Raw genomic sequence first — 17093 nt, 5'->3', positions numbered from 1 at the left:
TCACCGACAGCAAATCCGCTAGAAGCGGAAGAAGCGTTCCTTGCGGCCCTGTCGCACCAGTTTCAGCCACTGCAGGAACGCCTTCGGGTCGCGTTTCGTCCCGATGAAGTACAGGCCGAACCGGACCATCTCCAGCATGCCGATCCTGCGCAGGCCCGGCTGTGACAGCAGGTAACCGCGGTTGCGGTACGTGTAGTACCGCTTCACCTCGTTCGAAGGGTCCTGCGCGTGGAACCTGCCGCCGAGCATGGGCTTGAACTCGTCCGAGCCGTCCGGGTGCAGGTACGCCGCACGCAGGCAGGTGCCGAACGGCAGGCCGGACCTGACCAGGCGGCGGTGGATCTCCACCTCGTCGCCGCGGAAGAACAGGCGGTAGTCCGGCACGCCGATGACGTCCAGTGTGGACGCGCGGAACAGGGCGCCGTTGAACAGCGACGCGATGCCCGGCAGGAAGTCGGTGCCCAGCTCGGCGGCACTGCGCTTCCACGTCAGGCCGCGGCGCAGCGGGAACGCCAGCTTCGCCGGGGTCTCGATGTTCGACACCACCGGGGAGACCTCCGCGAGGCCGCGCTTCTCGGCCTCCGCCAGCAGGATCTCGAGGACGTTCTCGTCGGCGGGGCGGCCGTCGTCGTCGGCACACCACACCCACTCGGCGCCCAAGGCGAGCGCGTGCAGCATGCCGAGCGCGAAGCCACCCGCGCCGCCGAGGTTGCGCCGCGAGGGCAGGTAGGTCGAGGGCACCGGGCAGCTGTCGACGATGTCCTGGACCGGCTCGTCCGGGCCGTTGTCGACCACCACGAGGTGGTCCGGGGGCCTGGTCTGCGCACCGATCATCTTCAGGGAGTCGGCGAGCAGCTCCCTGCGGTGGCGGGTGACCACCACCGCCACCACCGCGTTCGCGGGCAACTGCTCGTGGGTGCCCATCAGGCCTCGCCGCTCTTCGTCGTGAGTGCCGGCGCGATGTCCAGCCGCTGCAGCGTCTCGTCGCTCATGCTCGCGAACGGATCCCGGCCCTTGTAGGCGGTGATGACCTCGCGCAACGAGCCGTGCTGTTTCATGTGACCCTCGTCCATCCAGATGGCCGTGTCGCACAGCTCGAACAACAGGTCGTCCTGGTGCGAGGCGAACACCAGCATGCCGGAGCGCTTCACGAGATCCACCAGGCGGGTGCGTGCCTTCGCGAGGAACGCCGCGTCGACCGCGCCGATGCCCTCGTCGAGCAGCAGGATCTCCGGGTCGATCGACGTGACCACGCCGAGCGCGAGCCGGACGCGCATGCCGGTCGAGTAGGTCCGCAGCGGCATCTGCAGGTAGTCACCGAGCTCGGTGAACTCCGCGATGTCGTCGACCCGCTTCTCCATCTGCTTGCGGGTCATGCCGAGGAACAGGCCGCGGATCATGATGTTCTCGAGGCCGGAGATCTCCGGGTCCATGCCAACACCCAGGTCGAACACCGGCGCGACCTTGCCGACGATCCGCGACGACCCTCTCGTCGGCTCGTAGATGCCGGCCAGCAGGCGCAGCAGCGTCGACTTGCCCGCACCGTTGTGGCCGACGAGCCCGACGCGGTCACCTTCCTTCAGCGACAGCGTGATGTCGTGCAGTGCCTCGATGATCGGCACCTTCTGCTCGGTGCCGATCTTGCCGCCGACCTTGCCGAGGACGGCCTTCTTGAGGGATCGCGTCTTCGCGTCGAAGATCGGGAAGTCGACCGAGGCGTCCCAGACGTTGATGCTGACCATGTCGTTGTCGCCTCACTCAGACCCAGTAGGAAACGCGCGAGCGGTAGTTGCGCATGGCCACGAAGGCCAGGCTCCACCCCACAACGGTAAACCCGAGCACCACCACCCAGTGGTGCCAGCTCTGCTCGTTGCCGATGAGCGGCGCCCGCAGCAACTGCACGTAGTGGTACAGCGGGTTCAACTCGGCGATCAGCACCTTCCACTGACCGCCGCCGTTGTCGAACCTGCTCGTCAGGATGTCGGTGGTCCACACGATCGGCGTCATGAAGAACAGCAGGTTCACGAGGCTCGTGATGACCGGCGGGATGTCCCGGTACCGGGTGGAGATGATGCCGAACAGGATCGCGACCCAGCCGCCGTTGATCGCCAGCAGCACGAACGCCGGGATGGCCAGCAGGATGCCGGGGCCGATGCCCGGCTGCGGGGCGCCGCCTTCGGTGATCGTGTAACCGGTCGTGGTCAGCGCGCCCCAGAAGACGGCGAGGATGACCACGTACACCAGCAGGTTGTGCGCGAACATGATCGTGAGCCGCCACACCGTGCGCAGCGCGTACACCGTCAGCGGCGCGGGCAGGTGCTTGATCAGGCCCTCGTTGCGGATGAACGTGTCCGTGCCCTCGGTGAGGCAGCCGAGGATGAACTGCCAGACGATGAAGCCGACGGTGATGTAGGGCAGGAACGTCGCGATTCTGGCGTCGAACAACTGGGAGTAGAGCAGTCCGAGGCCGATCGCGGTGATGGCCATCGACAGCGTGATCCACAGTGGTCCGATGACCGACCTGCGGTAGCGCTGTTTGATGTCCTGCCATCCCAGGTGCCCCCACAGCTCGCGCTGTTTGAAGCCCTCGACGATGTCCTCCCGCGCGCGTGACCAGCTACGGGTGGAGGGGGGAGGTGGGGGTGCCTGTTCCTGCTCGGCAGCGCTCGTTACTGACACGGCTGTCGAGAGTACCGGCGGCCACCCGAGGTCCCGCAGGGACGGTGCTCGCACACCGTTGTCACTTCGAAATCCCGTGCGTGGGAAGAAGATCGCCTGGCCCCTGGTAACTTCTGCGCTCATGGTCGACGTCGCCCCTGCGCACAGCGTCATGCGCACCCTGATTGACGTCTATGCCGAACACCCGGAGCCACGAACCGTCGCCGTCGTCGGCAACATGCCGCTGCCGCCGGACGAGGAACGCGCCAAGGCCATCGACGCCTGCGACCTGGTGTTCCGGGTCAACGGGTTCGTCACCGACGAGCCCGGCGCGCCCCCGACCGTGGGCAGCCGCACCCACGTCGTCGTGTTCAACCGGGCGCTCCGCGCGACGAAGTACGTTTTCGAGCACTACCGCAGGCGCCTGTACCTCATGGTCGAGCCGGGCAGGCTGCACTGGGAGCCGGACAACCTGCCGGGCTGGTGGCCTGCCGACCTCGGGCTCGTGCCGGTCAACAACGCCGAGGTCACGCTGCCGCTCTCGGACGCGCTCGGCCTGCCCAGCCGCACCGAGGGCACGTGGGCGACGACCGGCACGATGGCCGCCTGGATCGCGCGGACCTGCTACCCGGAGGCCGAACTCCTCCTGACCGGGTACTCGTTCATCGACGACCCGAACCAGACGCACTGGATGCACGCCGCCGGTGACTCCTGCATCGTCGGGCCCGAGCACCAGATCGCCGCCGAGGGGCGGCTGCTCGACTCGTGGACCAAGACCGGCCGCACCAGGCTGCTTCGCTGAGGGAAACACATTGCGCAACAACAGTTTCGACGGTCTCCGCAACCTGTTCGGGGCCCGGCCGATCGTGTCCGACCGGATCAAGCGGCTGATCGACTACCGCATCAACGAGCGCGTTCCGGCCGAGCGCCTCGACGAGTACTACCGGACCGTCGACCGGCTCGCGGGCGACGACGCCGACGTGCGGAGAAGGCTCGATGACCTCGAACGCCGTTTCAACGAGGTCGACAGGATCCAGCGCTGGTCGGCCAACGAGCTGGAGCGCATCATCCCGCAGGTCGCGGCGCAGGAGTCGCAGCTGGAGTCGCTGCGTGAGAAGCTCGCCGCCGTGCCGGCCGCCGACCAGCCGCAGATCGACGAGGCACGCACGCTGATCGACGAGGTCCGCCGGGAGCACAGCCAGATCAAGGTGCGTCTCACCGCGGTCGCGAAGTACGAGGACCGGCTCCGCAAGCTCGAAGATCGCGCGGAGTAGCCGTCAGCGCCCCGGTATCACGTTCCGTTGCCGGTCTTCACAGTTTAACGTTCAAGTGGCAATTGTTGACTGGTTGTCAACAACGGTCAACTCTGTTGCGGGTTACTCCATTCGTGGACCCTGAGCTGTGGGAACAGGCGCGGAGGTCGGGGTCATGGTGGAAGTCCAGTGGTGGTTATCGGCGTACGACAACCGGGTGCACGCGTTCGGCAACGAGGAAGCCGGGCGCGACTTCGGTGAGGCGCTCTGCGAGCACTGCGTACCGAACAGCAAGCTCTCCTGCACCGACGACGGCGAACGGTGCCTGGCCTGCCTGCTGATCTTCGGCGACCTGCTCGCGGACACGCTGGGAGAGGCAACCTGGCGCGCTTCTTGACCCCGGTACTTTGGGGTCATGCGTGAAGTCACCATCGGCAGGCACACGGTCGGGCCGCACCACCGGCCGTTCGTCATCGCCGAGATGTCCGGGAACCACAACGGGGACCTGGACCGTGCGCTGGCGATCGTCGACGAGGTCGCCGCGTCCGGGGCGCAGGCGCTGAAGCTGCAGACCTACCGCGCCGACACGATCACGATCGACGTGGATACCCCGGCCTTCCGCATCTCCGACGACCACTCGCTGTGGGGTGGGCAGAACCTCTACTCGCTGTACGAGAAGGCCCACACACCGTGGGAGTGGCACGCCCCGATCTTCGAACGCGCCGCCGCGCTGGGGCTGACCGTCTTCTCCAGCCCGTTCGACCCGACCGCGATCGAGCTGCTCGAGTCGCTCGACGCGCCCGCCTACAAGATCGCCTCCGCCGAGATCGTGGACCTGCCCCTGATCGAGCTGGCGGCCAGGACCGGGAAACCGCTGGTCATCTCCACCGGCATGGCGAACGTCGCCGAGATCCACGCCGCCGTGGACACCGCCCGCCGCGCGGGCAACGACCAGCTGATCGTGCTCGGCTGCACCGCGTCCTACCCGGCCGACCCGGCCGACAGCAACCTGCGGGGCATCCCGCTGATCCGGGACACGTTCGACGTGGTCGCTGGCCTGTCCGACCACACCATGGGCATCGGTGTGCCGGTCGCGGCGGTCGCGCTGGGGGCGTGCGTGATCGAGAAGCACGTGACGCTCAAGCGTGCCGACGGTGGCGTGGACAGCGAGTTCTCCCTCGAACCGGCCGAGCTGGCCGCGCTGGTCACGGAGACCGAGCGGGCGTGGCAGGCGCTCGGGACGACCCGCATCGGGCCCAAGGACAGCGAGCGCGAGGTCAGCCGCCTGCGGCGGTCGCTGTGGGTGGTCGAGGACGTCGCCGAGGGTGATGAGGTGACGGCCGCGAACGTCCGTTCGATCCGGCCGTCGGGCGGTTTGGCGCCGGCCGAGTTGTCCACCGTCATGGGCCGCCGGTTCCGGACAGCGGCGCAAAAAGGCACGCCTTTGACCTGGGATCTCGTGTAGTTGTCCACAGGCCAGGGCTGCGCAAACGCTTGGCAACGCACAGGTTGTCCACAGGGCGTGAAGTTGTCCACAGAGTTATCCACAGGCCAGTCGCGCGAGTCGTTCGCGGGCGTAGTGCGGCTCGACCAGCCAGCCGTTGGCGGCTTCCCACGCGTCGACGGCGGCGTGCGCGGCCGGTGGCAGGTCGATGCCCGGGATGTCGGCCAGGTCCAGCCACGGGTGGTCCACGCGGGCCTCGTCCCAGTCGAGGAAGCCGACCCGGTCGCCGTCGACGCGGATGTTCGCTGCGCACGGGTCGCCGTGGACGACCGTCGACGGACCGTCGAGGGCACGCCACGCGGCCCGGCAGGTCTCGACGGCGTCCGGCGGCATCGCCGTGAGGTCGACGTCGCCGCCGCGGTCTGCGGTCAGCAGGTCGCGGGTGCCGGGGAAGCCGGGGCGCGGCGGCCAGCCCTCGGTCAGCTCGTGGAGGCGGCGCAGCCGCGTGACCACCGGCGCCCAGTCCGTCGGCTCGTGGCCCGGGAGCCAGCGCTGCACGACCACACCGTCCACATGGGCGCGACCGTCCGCCGGGACCACCTCGGGCACGAGGAAACCGTTGCGGCCCAAGTGGTCCAGCAGGTCGAGCTCCCATTCGAGGGACGCCGCCGAGCGGCGCGAACGCCGTGCCACGAGGTCACCTTCGAGCCGGAAGACCTCGTTGCGGTGCCCGCCGAGCCGCTCCAGGACGGCGGGCGATCCCCACGGCGAGAGGTCCACTAGAGGAACTCGCGTACCAGCTCGACGACCCGGTCCACGTCGGTGTCCGACAGGTCCGGGAACAGCGGCAGCGACAGCTCCTCCGCGTAGAACCGCTCCGCGTTCGGGCACATGCCGCGCTGGTAGCCCAGGTCGGCGAACACCGGGTGCCAGTACACCGGGACGTAGTTCACCTGCACGCCGATCCCGGCCGCGCGCAGGTGGTCGAACAGCGCGCGCCGCCGCCCGTCCAGCACCCGCAGCGGGTACAGGTGCCACATCGGGTCCGCGCCGGGCAGCGTCACCGGCGTCCGCACACCCTCCACATCGGACAGCCCGGCGGTGTAGCGGGCGTGGATCTCCGCGCGCCGCTCCTTGAACCACGCCAGCCGCCGCAGCTGGCTGGAACCCAGCGCGCACAACACGTCCGGCAGCCGGTAGTTCAGGCCGAACTCGTGTACCTCCTGGTGCCAGCCGCCCTCGTCGGGGAACCGCATCCTGGCCTTGTCGCGCACCAGCCCGTGGTTGCGGAACTGCGCCGCCCGCCGCGCCAGGTCCGGGTTCGGGGTCGCGACCGCGCCACCCTCGGCCGTCGTCAGGTTCTTGGTGGGGAAGAAGGAGAACGTCGTCAGGTCCGCCAGCGCGCCGACCGGGCGGCCCCGCCACGTGCCGCCGATCGAGTGCGCCGCGTCCTCCAGCAGCAGCGCGCCGCCGTCGTGCGCGACCTTCGACAGCTCGTCCACCGGCGCCGGGTGCCCCGCGTAGTCCACAGCGGACACCACCCGCGTCCGCGCGGTCATCGCCGCCGCGGCCGCCTCCGGCAGCAGGTTCCCGGTCTCCGGTGACACGTCCGCGAACACCACCGTCGCGCCCTGCGCGACCGCGGTCGCGGCCGTCGCGACGAACGTCATCGGCGCGCACACGACCTCGTCACCGGGACCGATGGCCGCCGCCGCGTACGCGACGTGCAGCGCGGCGGTCCCCGAGGTCACCGCCACCGCGGGCACGCCGCCCGCCAGCGCGCACAGGTCCTCCTCGAACCGGCGCACGGCCGGTCCGGTGGTCAGCCAGTCCCCACGCAGGACCTCCGCGACCGCCGCGATGTCCTCCTCGACGATCGACTGCCGTCCATAGGGGAGCAGCGCGTCACCCATACTGCTCCACCAGGGCCCGCAGGTCGTCGTCGGAGAGCCACAGGTCGTTGGTGTCCGACCGGTACGCGAAGCCCTCCGGCACCGCCTGGCCCTCGGCCGGTGGCTCGTAGCCCCAGCCCGCGATGTGCGGCATCACCACGTACCGGTCGTCGAGCAGCAGCGTCCTGCGCGAGTCGTCCGGGGCGATCATCTCCTCGTGGAGCTTCTCGCCGGGCCGGATGCCGACCTCCCGCATGGGGCTGTTCGGCGCGATCACCCTGGCCAGGTCCACCAGCCGCATGCTGGGGATCCTCGGCACGTACAGCTCGCCGCCGTGCATCTGGTCGAACGAGTTGACCACGAACTCCACCGCCTGCGGCAGCGTGATCCAGAAGCGGGTCATGCGCAGGTCCGTGATCGGCAGCGCCTCACCCCGGTCGGCGAGCGACCTGAAGAACGGGATGACCGACCCGCGTGAGCCCATCACGTTGCCGTAGCGGACCACCGAGAACCGGGTCGGGTGGCCCGCCGCGTAGTGGTTGCCGGAGATGAACAGCCGGTCCGCGCACAGCTTCGTCGCGCCGTACAGGTTGATCGGGCTCGACGCCTTGTCGGTCGACAGCGCCACGACCCTCTTGATGCCGCAGTCGATGGCCGCCTCGATCACGTTCTGCGACCCGGTGATGTTGGTCTGCACGAACTCGAACGGGTTGTACTCGGCCGTGTCGACCTGCTTGAGCGCCGCGGCGTGCACCACGTAGTCCACGTCGTGCATGGCGCGCTCGAGCCTGCGCCGGTCCCGGACGTCGCCGATGAACCACCGCAGCCGGGGGTCGTCGCCGAACAGCTGACGCGCCTCGTACTGCTTCAGCTCGTCGCGGGACAGGATCACCAGACGCCGGGGGTCCAGGTGCTTCAGGGCGTAGTCGATGAACGCCTTGCCGAAGGACCCCGTCCCGCCCGTGAGCAGGATGCCAGCCCCTTCGAGCAGCGCCATGGTCTTACCTCCGCGGTCTGGATCGTTTCCAGTGCGCCATCATGGCACCCGTGCGAGTCAACGCGGTCATCCAGGCACGGTTGTCCTCCACCCGGCTGCCCGGCAAGGTGCTGCGGCCGCTCGGCGGCAGAAGCGTGCTGAGCTGGGTGATCCGGGCCGCCCGGGAAACGCACAACGTGGACGCCGTGATCCTCGCGACGTCCGACGCCGCCGACGACGACCCGGTCGCCGAGGAGGCGGCCCGCTGCGGCGCCTCTGTGGTGCGGGGGCCGCTGGACGACGTGCTGGCCAGGTACGTCAAGGCCGTCCGCGAGCACCCGTGCGACGCCGTGGTGCGGCTCACCGCCGACTGCCCGCTGCACGACCCGGCGCTGATCGCGCAGGTCGTGGGCCTGTGGCGGGCCGACCCCACGCTCGACCACGTGTCGAACGTGGTGGTGCGGCGCCACCCGCGCGGGCTCGACGCCGAGCTGGTGCGCGTCGCGGTGCTGGCGGAGCAGGACCGGACCGCGACCGGCGGGCACCGCGAACACGTGACGTCGGACATCTACACCCGGCCCGACGTGTACCGGTGCGGCGGCGTCGTGCCCGGGGTCGACAACTCCGACCTGCGGGTCACGCTGGACACCGAGGAGGACGCGAAGCTCCTCGACGGTGTCGTGGCCGCGCTCGGCACCGGGGTGCCCGCCTGGCAGGACGTCGTCGCGCTGCTGCGGTCGCGGCCCGACCTGGTGGCGCTGAACGCGGCCGTCGAGCAGAAGGCCATGCCCACCCCATGACCACGCTGCTGCTGCGCGCCGACGCGGCACCGGCCACGGGGGTCGGCCACCTGTCCCGCTGTGTGGCGCTGGCGACCGCCGCCCGGTCCCGCGGCTGGGAGGTGGCGCTGTGCGGGTCCTTCACGGCAGGCCAGTGGCTGATCGGGTCGCTTCCCGTCCTGCCGGCACTGGAGCCCGCCGACGCCGTTCTTGTCGACCACTACGGGATCGGTTCGTTCGGTTTCGACGGGCTCGTGGTGTCCATGGAGGACGGCACGTTCGGGCGGCGGCGGGCCGACGTCGTGGTGGACGCGAACCTGTACGAGGTGCCGCGGCCGGACGACGGTTCGCCGGTCGTGCTGCGGGGCCCCGCCTACGCGCCGCTGCGCGCGGAGATCAGGGCGGCGCGGGCCGCCCGGCGTGGTGGTTCGGTGCCGCCGAAGGTCGTGGTGGTGATGGGTGGCGGCGCGGCCCCGTCGTCGGTGGCGGCGGCGCTGACCGCGCTGCGTGACACCGGGGTGCCAGCCGAGGTGGTGGCGATCTCGGCCGTGCCGGTGCCCGGGTTCGACGTGACCCCGCCGACGCCGTCGGTGCCGTCGTTGTTCGCGTCCGCCGACCTCGTGGTGAGCGCGGCCGGGGTGACGCTGATGGAGCTGTGCTGCATCGGGGTGCCGACCGCGCTGGTGCGGATCGCCGACAACCAGGCGGCGGGCTACGAGGCCGCGGTGGGACGGGGCCTGGCGGCCGGGCTGGGCACGGACCCGCGGTCGCACGTGCCGGAGCTGCGTGCGCTGCTGCGGGACGCGAACGCCAGGAAAGCCTTGGGGGACAAGGCGAAGAAGACGGTGGACGGCAGGGGAGCGGACCGCGTCCTGGACGCGATGGGTTTCGACCCGACGGTCCGGCCCGCGACGGAGGCCGACGCGGCGCTGCTGCTGTCGTGGCGCAACGACCCCGAGACCCGCCGCTGGTCCCGCACCACCGACCCGGTGTCCCCGGTGGACCACAAGGCGTGGCTGTCCCGCGCGCTGGCCGACCGGGACCGGCGGCTGCTGGTCGCGGAACACGACGGCCGTCCGGTCGGGACGGTCCGGTTCGACCGCGAGGGCGGCACGTGGGAGGTCAGCATCACCGTGGCCCCAGCCGCCCGCGGCCGGAAACTGGCGGTGCCGATGCTGCTGGCGGCGCAACGGAACCTGGGCTCGGCGGTGATCCGCGCCAACGTGCACAGCGACAACGCCGCGTCGCTGGCGCTGTTCCGCCGCGCCGGATACCGGCCGGTGTCGGACGGCGAGTGGCGCTGGCTGGAGAGATCTCCCTCCGAGGAGTGAGACCACTCCGGCGCGAGCGGGATCCGCGCGGGCCCGTCCCGGCGCGAAGCTCGACCCATGGATCTGGTCGATGTGGAGAGCAGGCTGCGGGAGGTGCTCGACGGGATCGCGGGTGCCACCCACCTGATCGACGCCGGTGGCAAGCGCCTGCGCCCGCTGCTGGTCATGCTGGGCGCGGAGTTCGGGCCGCGGCAGGACAAGGTCGTCGACGCGGCGGTGCTGACCGAGCTGGTGCACGTCGGCACGCTCCACCACGACGACGTGATGGACCAGGCACCGGTCCGCCACGGCGTCCCGACCGCGAACGTGCTGTGGGGCAACAACCGCGCGATCCTGCTCGGTGACCTGATGCTCGCACGGGCCGCGGAGCTGGGTGCCGAGCTGGGCCTGCCCGCACTGCGGCTGCAGACCACCACACTGGCGCGGCTGGTCCGCGGCCAGCTCATGGAGACCGTGCGCCCGAAGACCGCCGACCCGATGGCGTTCTGCCTGGAGGTCATGGCCGACAAGTCCGCGTCCCTGTTCTCGATGGCCGCCGAACTGGGCGCCGTGGTCGCGGAGGCGGACCCGGCGGTCTGCGCGGCGCTGCACACCTACGGCGAACATCTGGGCATCGCGTTCCAGCTGGTGGACGACGTACTGGACATCGTCGGTGCCCAGTCGGGCAAGACTCCCGGCACCGACCTGCGTGCGGGGGTGGTGACCGTGCCCGTGCTCCACGCACTGGCAGCAGAAGACGCCGCCGCCGACCGGCTGCGCGTGCTGCTGGTCGCGGGCGCGGTCACCGACCCCGAACTACACGCGGAAGCCCTGACCCTGCTACGCGAGGGCCCCGGCCCGCCCCTGACCCGAGCAGACGCCCGCGAACACGCGGAACGCGCCCGCTCGGCACTGGCAGCACTGCCACCCGGCCACGCGAAACAAACCCTGGAAACCCTGTGCGACCGGGTCCTGGAGAGAGCGGCGTAACAACCCCGGAACGCTGCGCACCCGCCGGACGCGCAGCGCCCCGGCAGACCCCCGCAGGGCGGGCCGGTGCCGTGAAAGGCGCGTTCACGGCACAACAAGTGCCGTCAATGGGCCATTCACGGCGCCCAGCGCCGTCAATGCGCCTTTCACGGCACCGCCAACGCCGTCAACGCGCCTTTCACAGCACCAAACCAGCCCGCTACGCGCCCGACCACGCAGCAGGGCCCGCGAAGCCGGGCCCGCGCTGCGGGCCCCGCAAAGCGGCGCCTTGCCCGCAAAGCGGGGCAGCGACCCCACGCAACCCCGACGGTGGCGCAAGCCCACCACCAAGGGGCTCCCTGCCATCCCGTCGACCTGGCGTAGCCCGATCACACCGCGTCAAGGGGGGCCAAAACGACCGAATCACAACACGCTGAAGCTGGCCCCCTTGGCGCGGTGTGATAGCCCGCAGGGAGGTCGACGGGATGGCAGGCAGACCCGCCCAAACCGCCACCGACATGCCCCTCCGCCACCCCCGAGACCTGCCCGTCCGGCGAGGACAAACCCACAAAACGCAAACGCCCGACCTGCGAAAACAAGCAAACCGCCCGGAACGCAACCCCCACCCGAACCCGGGGGCGTCCCGCCATGCCAGTCTACCGGCACCCACCGACAAAACAAGCGACAAGAGCCAACCTGTGGATAACCAGGTCGGCTGTGGACAAACCGCACTGTCCACACGGGGTCGTCGACGGATGTGACGTGGTCCTCGGCCAGGCCGTATGAGGCGCGCCACTGTCGGTGACGCATGCGACCATGCCGCCATGCCTGCACGTTTCAAGGATCTGGTCATCGACGCGAATGACCACCACACGCTCGCCGACTGGTGGTGTGCGGCGATGGGCTACGTCCGCAAGGACGATCACGAGCCGCCCAAGGACGGGTGGATGCGGCCGCACGACTGGCCGGTGCCGATCGTCGACCCCTCGGGTGCCGGGCCGTTGTTCTGGGTCGTGCCCGTGGCGGAGAGGAAGACCGTCAAGAACCGGTTGCACCTGGACGTTTTCGGCGACACCGAGGAGTTGCTGGGGCTGGGTGCGACGGTCGTGCGCCGCCGGGACGACGAGATCGAGTGGGACGTGCTCGCCGATCCCGAGGGCAACGAGTTCTGCGTGTTCGCGCCGCGTTGACCGGGTTCGAGGCAGCCGTCATCGTCGCGGCCGGGTTGTTCGCCGGGGGCATCAACTCCGTGGTCGGGTCCGGGACGCTGATCACCTTTCCGGTGCTGCTCGCGCTCGGGTATCCGCCGGTGGTGGCCAACGTCTCCAACGGCATCGGGCTCGTGCCCGGGTCGGTCGGCGGCGCCGTCGGCTACCGCCGGGAGCTGAAGGGGCAGGCCGGGCGGCTGGTGCGGTTCGGCATGGTGACCGCGGTCGGTGCGGTCTGCGGCGCGTTGCTGCTGCTCGTACTGCCGCCCGGCGCGTTCGAGGCCGTCGTGCCCGCGCTGATCGTCGTCGCGCTCGTGCTCGTCCTGCTGCAACCGTTGATCGCCCGCAGGCTAGCCGAGCGCGGGCCGGACCGGCACCCGCACGGCGGCATCCCGTTGCTGTTCGGCGTGTTCGGAACGGCCGTGTACGGCGGCTACTTCGGTGCCGCGCAGGGCGTGATCCTGCTCGCGCTCATGGGCATCCTCGTGGACGACTCGCTGCAGCGGCTCAACGGCGTCAAGAACGTGCTGGCCGCGATCGCGAACCTCACGTCCGGTGTGGTCTTCGTGTTCGCGGCCGAAGTGGACTGGGCCGTCGTCGGGCTGCTCGCGGGCGGCTCGACCATCGGTGGTCTGATCGGGGCACGGGTCGGGCGCAGGCTTAGACCGTTCTGGTTACGGGCCGCGATTGTGGTGGTCGGCACGGTGGCGATCGTGCAGTTGCTCATCCGGTGATTACTCCATTCGGATGGGATTCGTTGACTGGTGTTCACCTCGACGTGATTGGGTATCGAAATGTCTCCAGCCACCCGTACAGAGCCTGTTCAGCTGACTGACGGTCGTGCGCTGCGCATGACCTACGCGGAACCACACCGGGTCGTCAGGGGCGGTGTCGTCGTCCTGCACGAGGAACGCGGGATGACCGACGCCATGCGGGCCCTGATCACGGGGCTCGCCGCGGAGGGCTGGCTGACGGTCGCGCCGCACATCTACCACGGCGACTCGACCGAGGTGGACGACGTCACGGCGCTGGACCGGATCAGTGAGCTGTCCGGCGAGTCCGTGCTCGCCGACACCGACATCGCGTTCGGCTGGCTCGCGCAGCACGGCATCGCCGCCGACCGGATCGGTGTGGTCGGGTTCGAGCTGGGTGGCGCGGTGTCGCTGGTGGTGGCCGCGAGCCGGGCGATCGGCGCGGCCGTTTCCGTCGGCGGTGGCGGGATCCTGACCCCGCTGTCTCCCGGCCTGCCCGCGCTGGTGGACGCGGCGCCGACGCTGCGCTGCCCGTGGCTCGGCCTGTACGGGGACAAGATCGCCGACGAGGTCGCGCTGCTGCGGGAGGCGGCGAAGCGTTCCGAGACCGCCAACGACGTCGTCCTGTACCCGGCCGCCGACCACCGGTTCGACATCTACCCGGACACGGCCGTCGAGGCGTGGCAGCGGGTGCTGAACTGGTTCGACGCGCACCTGCGCTGACCGCGCCATAATTCCCGGCGTGTCCGCGACCTCGTTGTCCCACCAGGAGTTCGACCTCCTGTGGGAGCACCTCGGCTTCACCGAGCGGCCCTACCCGCTCGACGTCCGCTCGTTCGGGTACACCATGGACGAACGCGCGGCCCTGCGTGACCAGGTGCGGGAGTCCTTGCTGCGCAAGGGACTCCACGACGGCGCCGAGGTCGCGCCCGTGCTGGAGGAACAGCTCTCGGTGCTGGGCAGGCACACGTTCGGCGTCGACGGGCGGCTGTCGGTCGGCGAGCCGCTGCGCGTGCTGGCCGCGAGCGACGGCCGCCGTGGCGTGCTGGCCGCCCAGTCCGACGACGAGGTCCGGCTCGCGTGGGTGCGGGACGCGCGGCTCGTGCCCGCGGTGATCGCGTTGCTGCCGGACCACCCGCCCGGCCCAGGTGGCGTGGCCCGGCTGCCGAAGCAGGTGTTCGACGCGGCCGTCGACGAGTTCGCCGCGAGCGGGTACGTCGGGCTGGAACGCGTGCTCGCAGGCGGCGGGGTCACCGGCCGAGACCTGCGGACCGTGGTGACGCTGCTGGAGTCGGGGCGGCGCGGCGGCGGGCAGCTCGCCGCGAACAGCGTCGACCAGGTCGGCCGCCGCACCAGGACACCGGTGCTGAACTGGTTCGACACCGAACCCGGCCGTTACCTCGTGCACAGCGAGGTGACCATGGACCGGGTCGAGTGGGTGATCATCGCCCCCGCCGACACCGCCCGCGTCGGACAACGGCTCTCGGAGATGGCGGACTCGCTCAACCAGCCATGACCGGGCGGCCCCGCGCGTTACCGTGACACCCGGAGTCGATCCGTACCTAAGGGGTTGTCACATGTCCGAACCGAGGGGGTTCCCCGGGACGGCCGCCGGCGGGCTGGCGCCGGTCGCCGACAAGGTCGACAAGGTCAGGGAACAGGCACTCGCGGGCTCGCTGAAGATCGACCTCGACACCGCGAAGGTCATCCTCTCCCAGCTCGGCCGCCTGCGGCTGCGTGCCGCCGAACTGGTCCGCGACTGCGCCGACCTCGACACGCCGCTCAGGTTCGGGAACAACTGGGTCGGCCAGATCATGTCCGAGCGGTTGCGCACGGTCGCGGTGGACCGCGACGGCGGTGTCACGCCCGTGCTGAGGACGTTCCACGAGGTCCTCGACGACCTGGAGGCCACGGTCCGGTTCGCCGCGGGCCTGTACGAGGCCACCGACGAGCACGCGGCGGACGCCCTGCGGCGTGCGGTGCGGCGCTTCGGCGTGACCGTCGAGGAGGCGTCATGAGTGAAGGCGTCACGATCGGCGGCTGCTACCCGCCGAGCTGGCCGCGGCCGCCGAAGCCGCCCGTCGACGAGCCGGTGCCGGAGACGCTCGACGAACGTGTCGAGTGGCTGACGTGGTCGCACCCCGAGCTGTACGACATGGTGCACGAAGGCATCGACCTGACCGGCGCGATGTCGGTGTCCGCTTCGTGGGCGCGGCTTGGCGACGAGCTGTCCGACATCGGTGACGAGCTGGCGAAGCTGCTGCTCACGACCGCACAGTCGTGGGAGGGGGACGCGGCCGAGCTGGCGAAGGAGAGCGTGTCCGCGCTCGCCGAGTGGTCGCGGGAGACCGGGACCCGCGCGACCGAGGTGTGCGGCTGCGTCGCCATCCAGGTCGACAACGTCACCAACGCGCGCAACGACATGCCGCCCCCGCCGTACCCGATCGTGCCGCTGTCGCAGCCGCACCCGTCCCAGGTCACCGCGTTCACCGACGCCGACTTCGCGACGGCGAAACCGCTCGTGGTCGACCCGCTGGTCTACACGACGCGGGAACGGGAGCTGCACGAGCAGGCCGCGCGGATCATGGAGCGGTTCCAGTCGAACTCCCGGGACGTGTACGCGACCGTGCCGCAGTTCGCGCCGCCGTCGTTGCGGAAGGTGCCGTACGGGCCGCCGACGGAGCCGCCGCTGCCACCCCCGCCGCCGCAACCACCGCAGCCGCCGCCACCCCCGCCGGTGCCGGGGCGGCCTGGCGGCGGCGGTCCGGCGCCAGGTGGTGGCCCTGGCGGTTCCGGAGGTCCCGGCCCGACCGGCGGCCGGGCCCCGTCGGCGGCCCCGCTCGCGCCGGGCGGCGGGACGAGCGCGGGCGAACCCGCGGCCCGGCCGGCGGCGGCGTCCGCGGCGTCCGTCAGGCCAGGTGTTCAGGGCGCGCCCATGGCGGGTGGCATGCCGATGGGTGGTGGCGCCGGTGGTCGCGGCGGCGAGGACGTCGAGCGCAAGGGCAACAAGTACGTCGCGGAGGACCCCGAGATCTGGGGCGGCAACGACGAGCGGGTCATGCCGCCGGTGATCGGGGAGGTCAACCGCCGTGCGTGACCCGGGCTCCGGGTGGATCCAGCTGAGCGTGGTCGAGCTGTACCTGCTGTGGTCGGCGATGGACCTCGGCCCGACCCCCGAGGTGCTGGACGTGCTGCACGTCGGGCGCACCCGTGCCCGGCGCGCGGAGCTGGCCGAGGAGGCGTCCCGCGAGCTGAGCGCCCGCGACCTCGGCACGGTCGGCGCACCCGCGCGCGACCTGGCCGCGATGCTGCGGTCGCTCGGCAACCCGTCGGCGTCGCTCGACATGCGGGTGTACGGGTCGGGCGCGCCGCTGTTCGCGTTCGCCGCGACCGGCTCGTCCGGCGCCGCGGTCGCGGCCAGGGTCGGCGACGAGGTCCGGCTGGGCGCGGTCCGCGCGACGGCACTCGCGTCGGCACTGCTCGGCTCCCTCACCCAACTACCGCCCGCCGCGAACCGCCCGGCGAACGTGAGCGTCGCCGACTACGAGGCCGCGTGCGCGGAAGGCGCGGCGGAGGGCGTGCCCGGTTTCACGAGGTCGTTGCACGCGGCGGGCGTCCGAGCCGAGGAGGTCAGCACGTTCGCGCAGGCGCTGACGACTCGCACCGGTGGTGGGCAACTGGGTGCGTCAGGGCGGGTGCGCGCGTACAGCCTGGTCAACTGGCTGGACACGCCAGAAGGCCGGTACGCCCTGCGCCGCAACGGCGCGTGGATCACCCTCACCCCGGCCGACACGACCCGCCTGACCTCGATGGCGGAGGAAATGCTGACCGACGTCCGCTGATGGGATGGGC

At 70.8% G+C, this 17093-nt stretch carries 20 protein-coding genes; 14 read left to right on the top strand and 6 right to left on the bottom strand.

The window, feature by feature from the left end:
• Positions 1 to 18 precede the first annotated feature (18 nt).
• From glfT1 to wzm, 3 genes are read right to left on the bottom strand one after another with little or no spacing between them, the layout of a single operon-like run.
• Positions 19 to 924: a galactofuranosyltransferase GlfT1 gene (gene glfT1 / locus ACFPCV_RS14300; RefSeq protein WP_378056604.1), complete on the bottom strand. Its 906-nt coding sequence runs from the start codon at positions 922 to 924 to the stop codon at positions 19 to 21.
• The gene (gene wzt, locus ACFPCV_RS14295) at positions 924 to 1742 is read right to left on the bottom strand and encodes a galactan export ABC transporter ATP-binding subunit Wzt/RfbE (protein WP_378056603.1); all 819 of its coding nucleotides are present in this window, start codon (positions 1740 to 1742) and stop codon (positions 924 to 926) included. Before wzt ends, glfT1 begins: the two co-directional genes overlap by 1 nt.
• A gap of 16 nt (positions 1743 to 1758) precedes the next feature.
• On the bottom strand, positions 1759 to 2679 hold the full coding sequence (wzm, locus tag ACFPCV_RS14290; RefSeq protein ID WP_378056602.1) for a galactan export ABC transporter permease subunit Wzm/RfbD: 921 nt from the start codon (positions 2677 to 2679) through the stop codon (positions 1759 to 1761).
• 151 nt (positions 2680 to 2830) lie between these two features.
• On the opposite strand from wzm, the gene ACFPCV_RS14285 reads away from it, so the two are divergent.
• From ACFPCV_RS14285 to pseI, 4 genes are all read left to right on the top strand, one after another.
• Positions 2831 to 3460, top strand: coding sequence for a hypothetical protein (locus tag ACFPCV_RS14285; protein ID WP_378056938.1), 630 nt, complete (start codon positions 2831 to 2833; stop codon positions 3458 to 3460).
• A 10-nt stretch (positions 3461 to 3470) separates the two neighbouring features.
• The gene (locus tag ACFPCV_RS14280; RefSeq protein ID WP_378056601.1) at positions 3471 to 3932 is read left to right on the top strand and encodes a hypothetical protein; all 462 of its coding nucleotides are present in this window, start codon (positions 3471 to 3473) and stop codon (positions 3930 to 3932) included.
• Positions 3933 to 4086: 154 nt separating this feature from the next.
• Positions 4087 to 4308, top strand: coding sequence for a hypothetical protein (locus ACFPCV_RS14275; protein WP_378056600.1), 222 nt, complete (start codon positions 4087 to 4089; stop codon positions 4306 to 4308).
• An 18-nt stretch (positions 4309 to 4326) separates the two neighbouring features.
• Complete coding sequence (pseI, locus tag ACFPCV_RS14270) at positions 4327 to 5376, top strand: pseudaminic acid synthase (RefSeq protein ID WP_378056599.1); 1050 nt, start codon at positions 4327 to 4329, stop codon at positions 5374 to 5376.
• 75 nt (positions 5377 to 5451) lie between these two features.
• Here pseI and ACFPCV_RS14265 read toward each other — a convergent pair whose 3' ends face one another.
• From ACFPCV_RS14265 to pseB, 3 genes are read right to left on the bottom strand one after another with little or no spacing between them, the layout of a single operon-like run.
• A complete protein-coding gene (locus ACFPCV_RS14265; RefSeq protein ID WP_378056598.1) occupies positions 5452 to 6135 on the bottom strand; it encodes a phosphotransferase enzyme family protein in 684 nt (227 codons plus the stop codon).
• Complete coding sequence (locus ACFPCV_RS14260) at positions 6135 to 7268, bottom strand: DegT/DnrJ/EryC1/StrS family aminotransferase (RefSeq protein WP_378056597.1); 1134 nt, start codon at positions 7266 to 7268, stop codon at positions 6135 to 6137. The genes ACFPCV_RS14265 and ACFPCV_RS14260 overlap by 1 nt, the downstream gene beginning before the upstream one ends.
• Positions 7261 to 8244, bottom strand: a complete 984-nt coding sequence (gene pseB, locus ACFPCV_RS14255; protein WP_378056596.1) for a UDP-N-acetylglucosamine 4,6-dehydratase (inverting) — start codon at positions 8242 to 8244, stop codon at positions 7261 to 7263. The genes ACFPCV_RS14260 and pseB overlap by 8 nt, the downstream gene beginning before the upstream one ends.
• 50 nt (positions 8245 to 8294) lie before the next feature.
• Between pseB and ACFPCV_RS14250 the strand changes: the two genes are divergently transcribed.
• From ACFPCV_RS14250 to ACFPCV_RS14205, 10 genes are all read left to right on the top strand, one after another.
• Positions 8295 to 9023 carry a cytidylyltransferase domain-containing protein gene (locus ACFPCV_RS14250; RefSeq protein WP_378056595.1) on the top strand — a complete coding sequence of 243 codons (729 nt, stop codon included), beginning with the start codon at positions 8295 to 8297 and terminating at the stop codon, positions 9021 to 9023.
• Positions 9020 to 10333, top strand: coding sequence for a GNAT family N-acetyltransferase (locus ACFPCV_RS14245; protein WP_378056594.1), 1314 nt, complete (start codon positions 9020 to 9022; stop codon positions 10331 to 10333). Before ACFPCV_RS14250 ends, ACFPCV_RS14245 begins: the two co-directional genes overlap by 4 nt.
• A gap of 57 nt (positions 10334 to 10390) precedes the next feature.
• Positions 10391 to 11302, top strand: a complete 912-nt coding sequence (locus tag ACFPCV_RS14240; RefSeq protein WP_378056593.1) for a polyprenyl synthetase family protein — start codon at positions 10391 to 10393, stop codon at positions 11300 to 11302.
• An 803-nt stretch (positions 11303 to 12105) separates the two neighbouring features.
• Positions 12106 to 12471: a VOC family protein gene (locus ACFPCV_RS14235; protein WP_378056592.1), complete on the top strand. Its 366-nt coding sequence runs from the start codon at positions 12106 to 12108 to the stop codon at positions 12469 to 12471.
• Positions 12468 to 13223 carry a sulfite exporter TauE/SafE family protein gene (locus ACFPCV_RS14230; RefSeq protein WP_378056591.1) on the top strand — a complete coding sequence of 252 codons (756 nt, stop codon included), beginning with the start codon at positions 12468 to 12470 and terminating at the stop codon, positions 13221 to 13223. Before ACFPCV_RS14235 ends, ACFPCV_RS14230 begins: the two co-directional genes overlap by 4 nt.
• 117 nt (positions 13224 to 13340) lie before the next feature.
• Positions 13341 to 13964, top strand: a complete 624-nt coding sequence (locus ACFPCV_RS14225) for a dienelactone hydrolase family protein (protein WP_378056590.1) — start codon at positions 13341 to 13343, stop codon at positions 13962 to 13964.
• 19 nt (positions 13965 to 13983) lie between these two features.
• A complete protein-coding gene (locus ACFPCV_RS14220) occupies positions 13984 to 14757 on the top strand; it encodes an ESX secretion-associated protein EspG (RefSeq protein WP_378056589.1) in 774 nt (257 codons plus the stop codon).
• Between the two features lie 61 nt (positions 14758 to 14818).
• Positions 14819 to 15259, top strand: a complete 441-nt coding sequence (locus tag ACFPCV_RS14215; protein WP_378056588.1) for a hypothetical protein — start codon at positions 14819 to 14821, stop codon at positions 15257 to 15259.
• A complete protein-coding gene (locus ACFPCV_RS14210; RefSeq protein WP_378056587.1) occupies positions 15256 to 16338 on the top strand; it encodes a PPE domain-containing protein in 1083 nt (360 codons plus the stop codon). Before ACFPCV_RS14215 ends, ACFPCV_RS14210 begins: the two co-directional genes overlap by 4 nt.
• The gene (locus ACFPCV_RS14205) at positions 16331 to 17083 is read left to right on the top strand and encodes an ESX secretion-associated protein EspG (protein ID WP_378056586.1); all 753 of its coding nucleotides are present in this window, start codon (positions 16331 to 16333) and stop codon (positions 17081 to 17083) included. The genes ACFPCV_RS14210 and ACFPCV_RS14205 overlap by 8 nt, the downstream gene beginning before the upstream one ends.
• Positions 17084 to 17093 lie beyond the last annotated feature (10 nt).

The sequence above is a fragment of the Actinophytocola glycyrrhizae genome (assembly GCF_042653545.1).
Lineage (GTDB): Bacteria > Actinomycetota > Actinomycetes > Mycobacteriales > Pseudonocardiaceae > Actinophytocola > Actinophytocola glycyrrhizae.
This window is presented reverse-complemented; position numbering and strand designations above follow the sequence as displayed.

What these genes read in the sequence shown, in the direction of transcription:
- ACFPCV_RS14260 (WP_378056597.1), bottom strand. Translation starts at nt 7,268, where the DNA reads ATGGGTGACGCGCTGCTCCCCTATGGACGGCAGTCGATCGTCGAGGAG.
- pseI (WP_378056599.1), top strand. Translation starts at nt 4,327, where the DNA reads ATGCGTGAAGTCACCATCGGCAGGCACACGGTCGGGCCGCACCACCGG.
- ACFPCV_RS14275 (WP_378056600.1), top strand. Translation starts at nt 4,087, where the DNA reads ATGGTGGAAGTCCAGTGGTGGTTATCGGCGTACGACAACCGGGTGCAC.
- ACFPCV_RS14235 (WP_378056592.1), top strand. Translation starts at nt 12,106, where the DNA reads ATGCCTGCACGTTTCAAGGATCTGGTCATCGACGCGAATGACCACCAC.
- ACFPCV_RS14285 (WP_378056938.1), top strand. Translation starts at nt 2,831, where the DNA reads ATGCGCACCCTGATTGACGTCTATGCCGAACACCCGGAGCCACGAACC.
- pseB (WP_378056596.1), bottom strand. Translation starts at nt 8,244, where the DNA reads ATGGCGCTGCTCGAAGGGGCTGGCATCCTGCTCACGGGCGGGACGGGG.
- glfT1 (WP_378056604.1), bottom strand. Translation starts at nt 924, where the DNA reads ATGGGCACCCACGAGCAGTTGCCCGCGAACGCGGTGGTGGCGGTGGTG.
- ACFPCV_RS14215 (WP_378056588.1), top strand. Translation starts at nt 14,819, where the DNA reads ATGTCCGAACCGAGGGGGTTCCCCGGGACGGCCGCCGGCGGGCTGGCG.
- ACFPCV_RS14210 (WP_378056587.1), top strand. Translation starts at nt 15,256, where the DNA reads ATGAGTGAAGGCGTCACGATCGGCGGCTGCTACCCGCCGAGCTGGCCG.
- wzt (WP_378056603.1), bottom strand. Translation starts at nt 1,742, where the DNA reads ATGGTCAGCATCAACGTCTGGGACGCCTCGGTCGACTTCCCGATCTTC.
- ACFPCV_RS14240 (WP_378056593.1), top strand. Translation starts at nt 10,391, where the DNA reads ATGGATCTGGTCGATGTGGAGAGCAGGCTGCGGGAGGTGCTCGACGGG.
- ACFPCV_RS14245 (WP_378056594.1), top strand. Translation starts at nt 9,020, where the DNA reads ATGACCACGCTGCTGCTGCGCGCCGACGCGGCACCGGCCACGGGGGTC.
- ACFPCV_RS14225 (WP_378056590.1), top strand. Translation starts at nt 13,341, where the DNA reads ATGACCTACGCGGAACCACACCGGGTCGTCAGGGGCGGTGTCGTCGTC.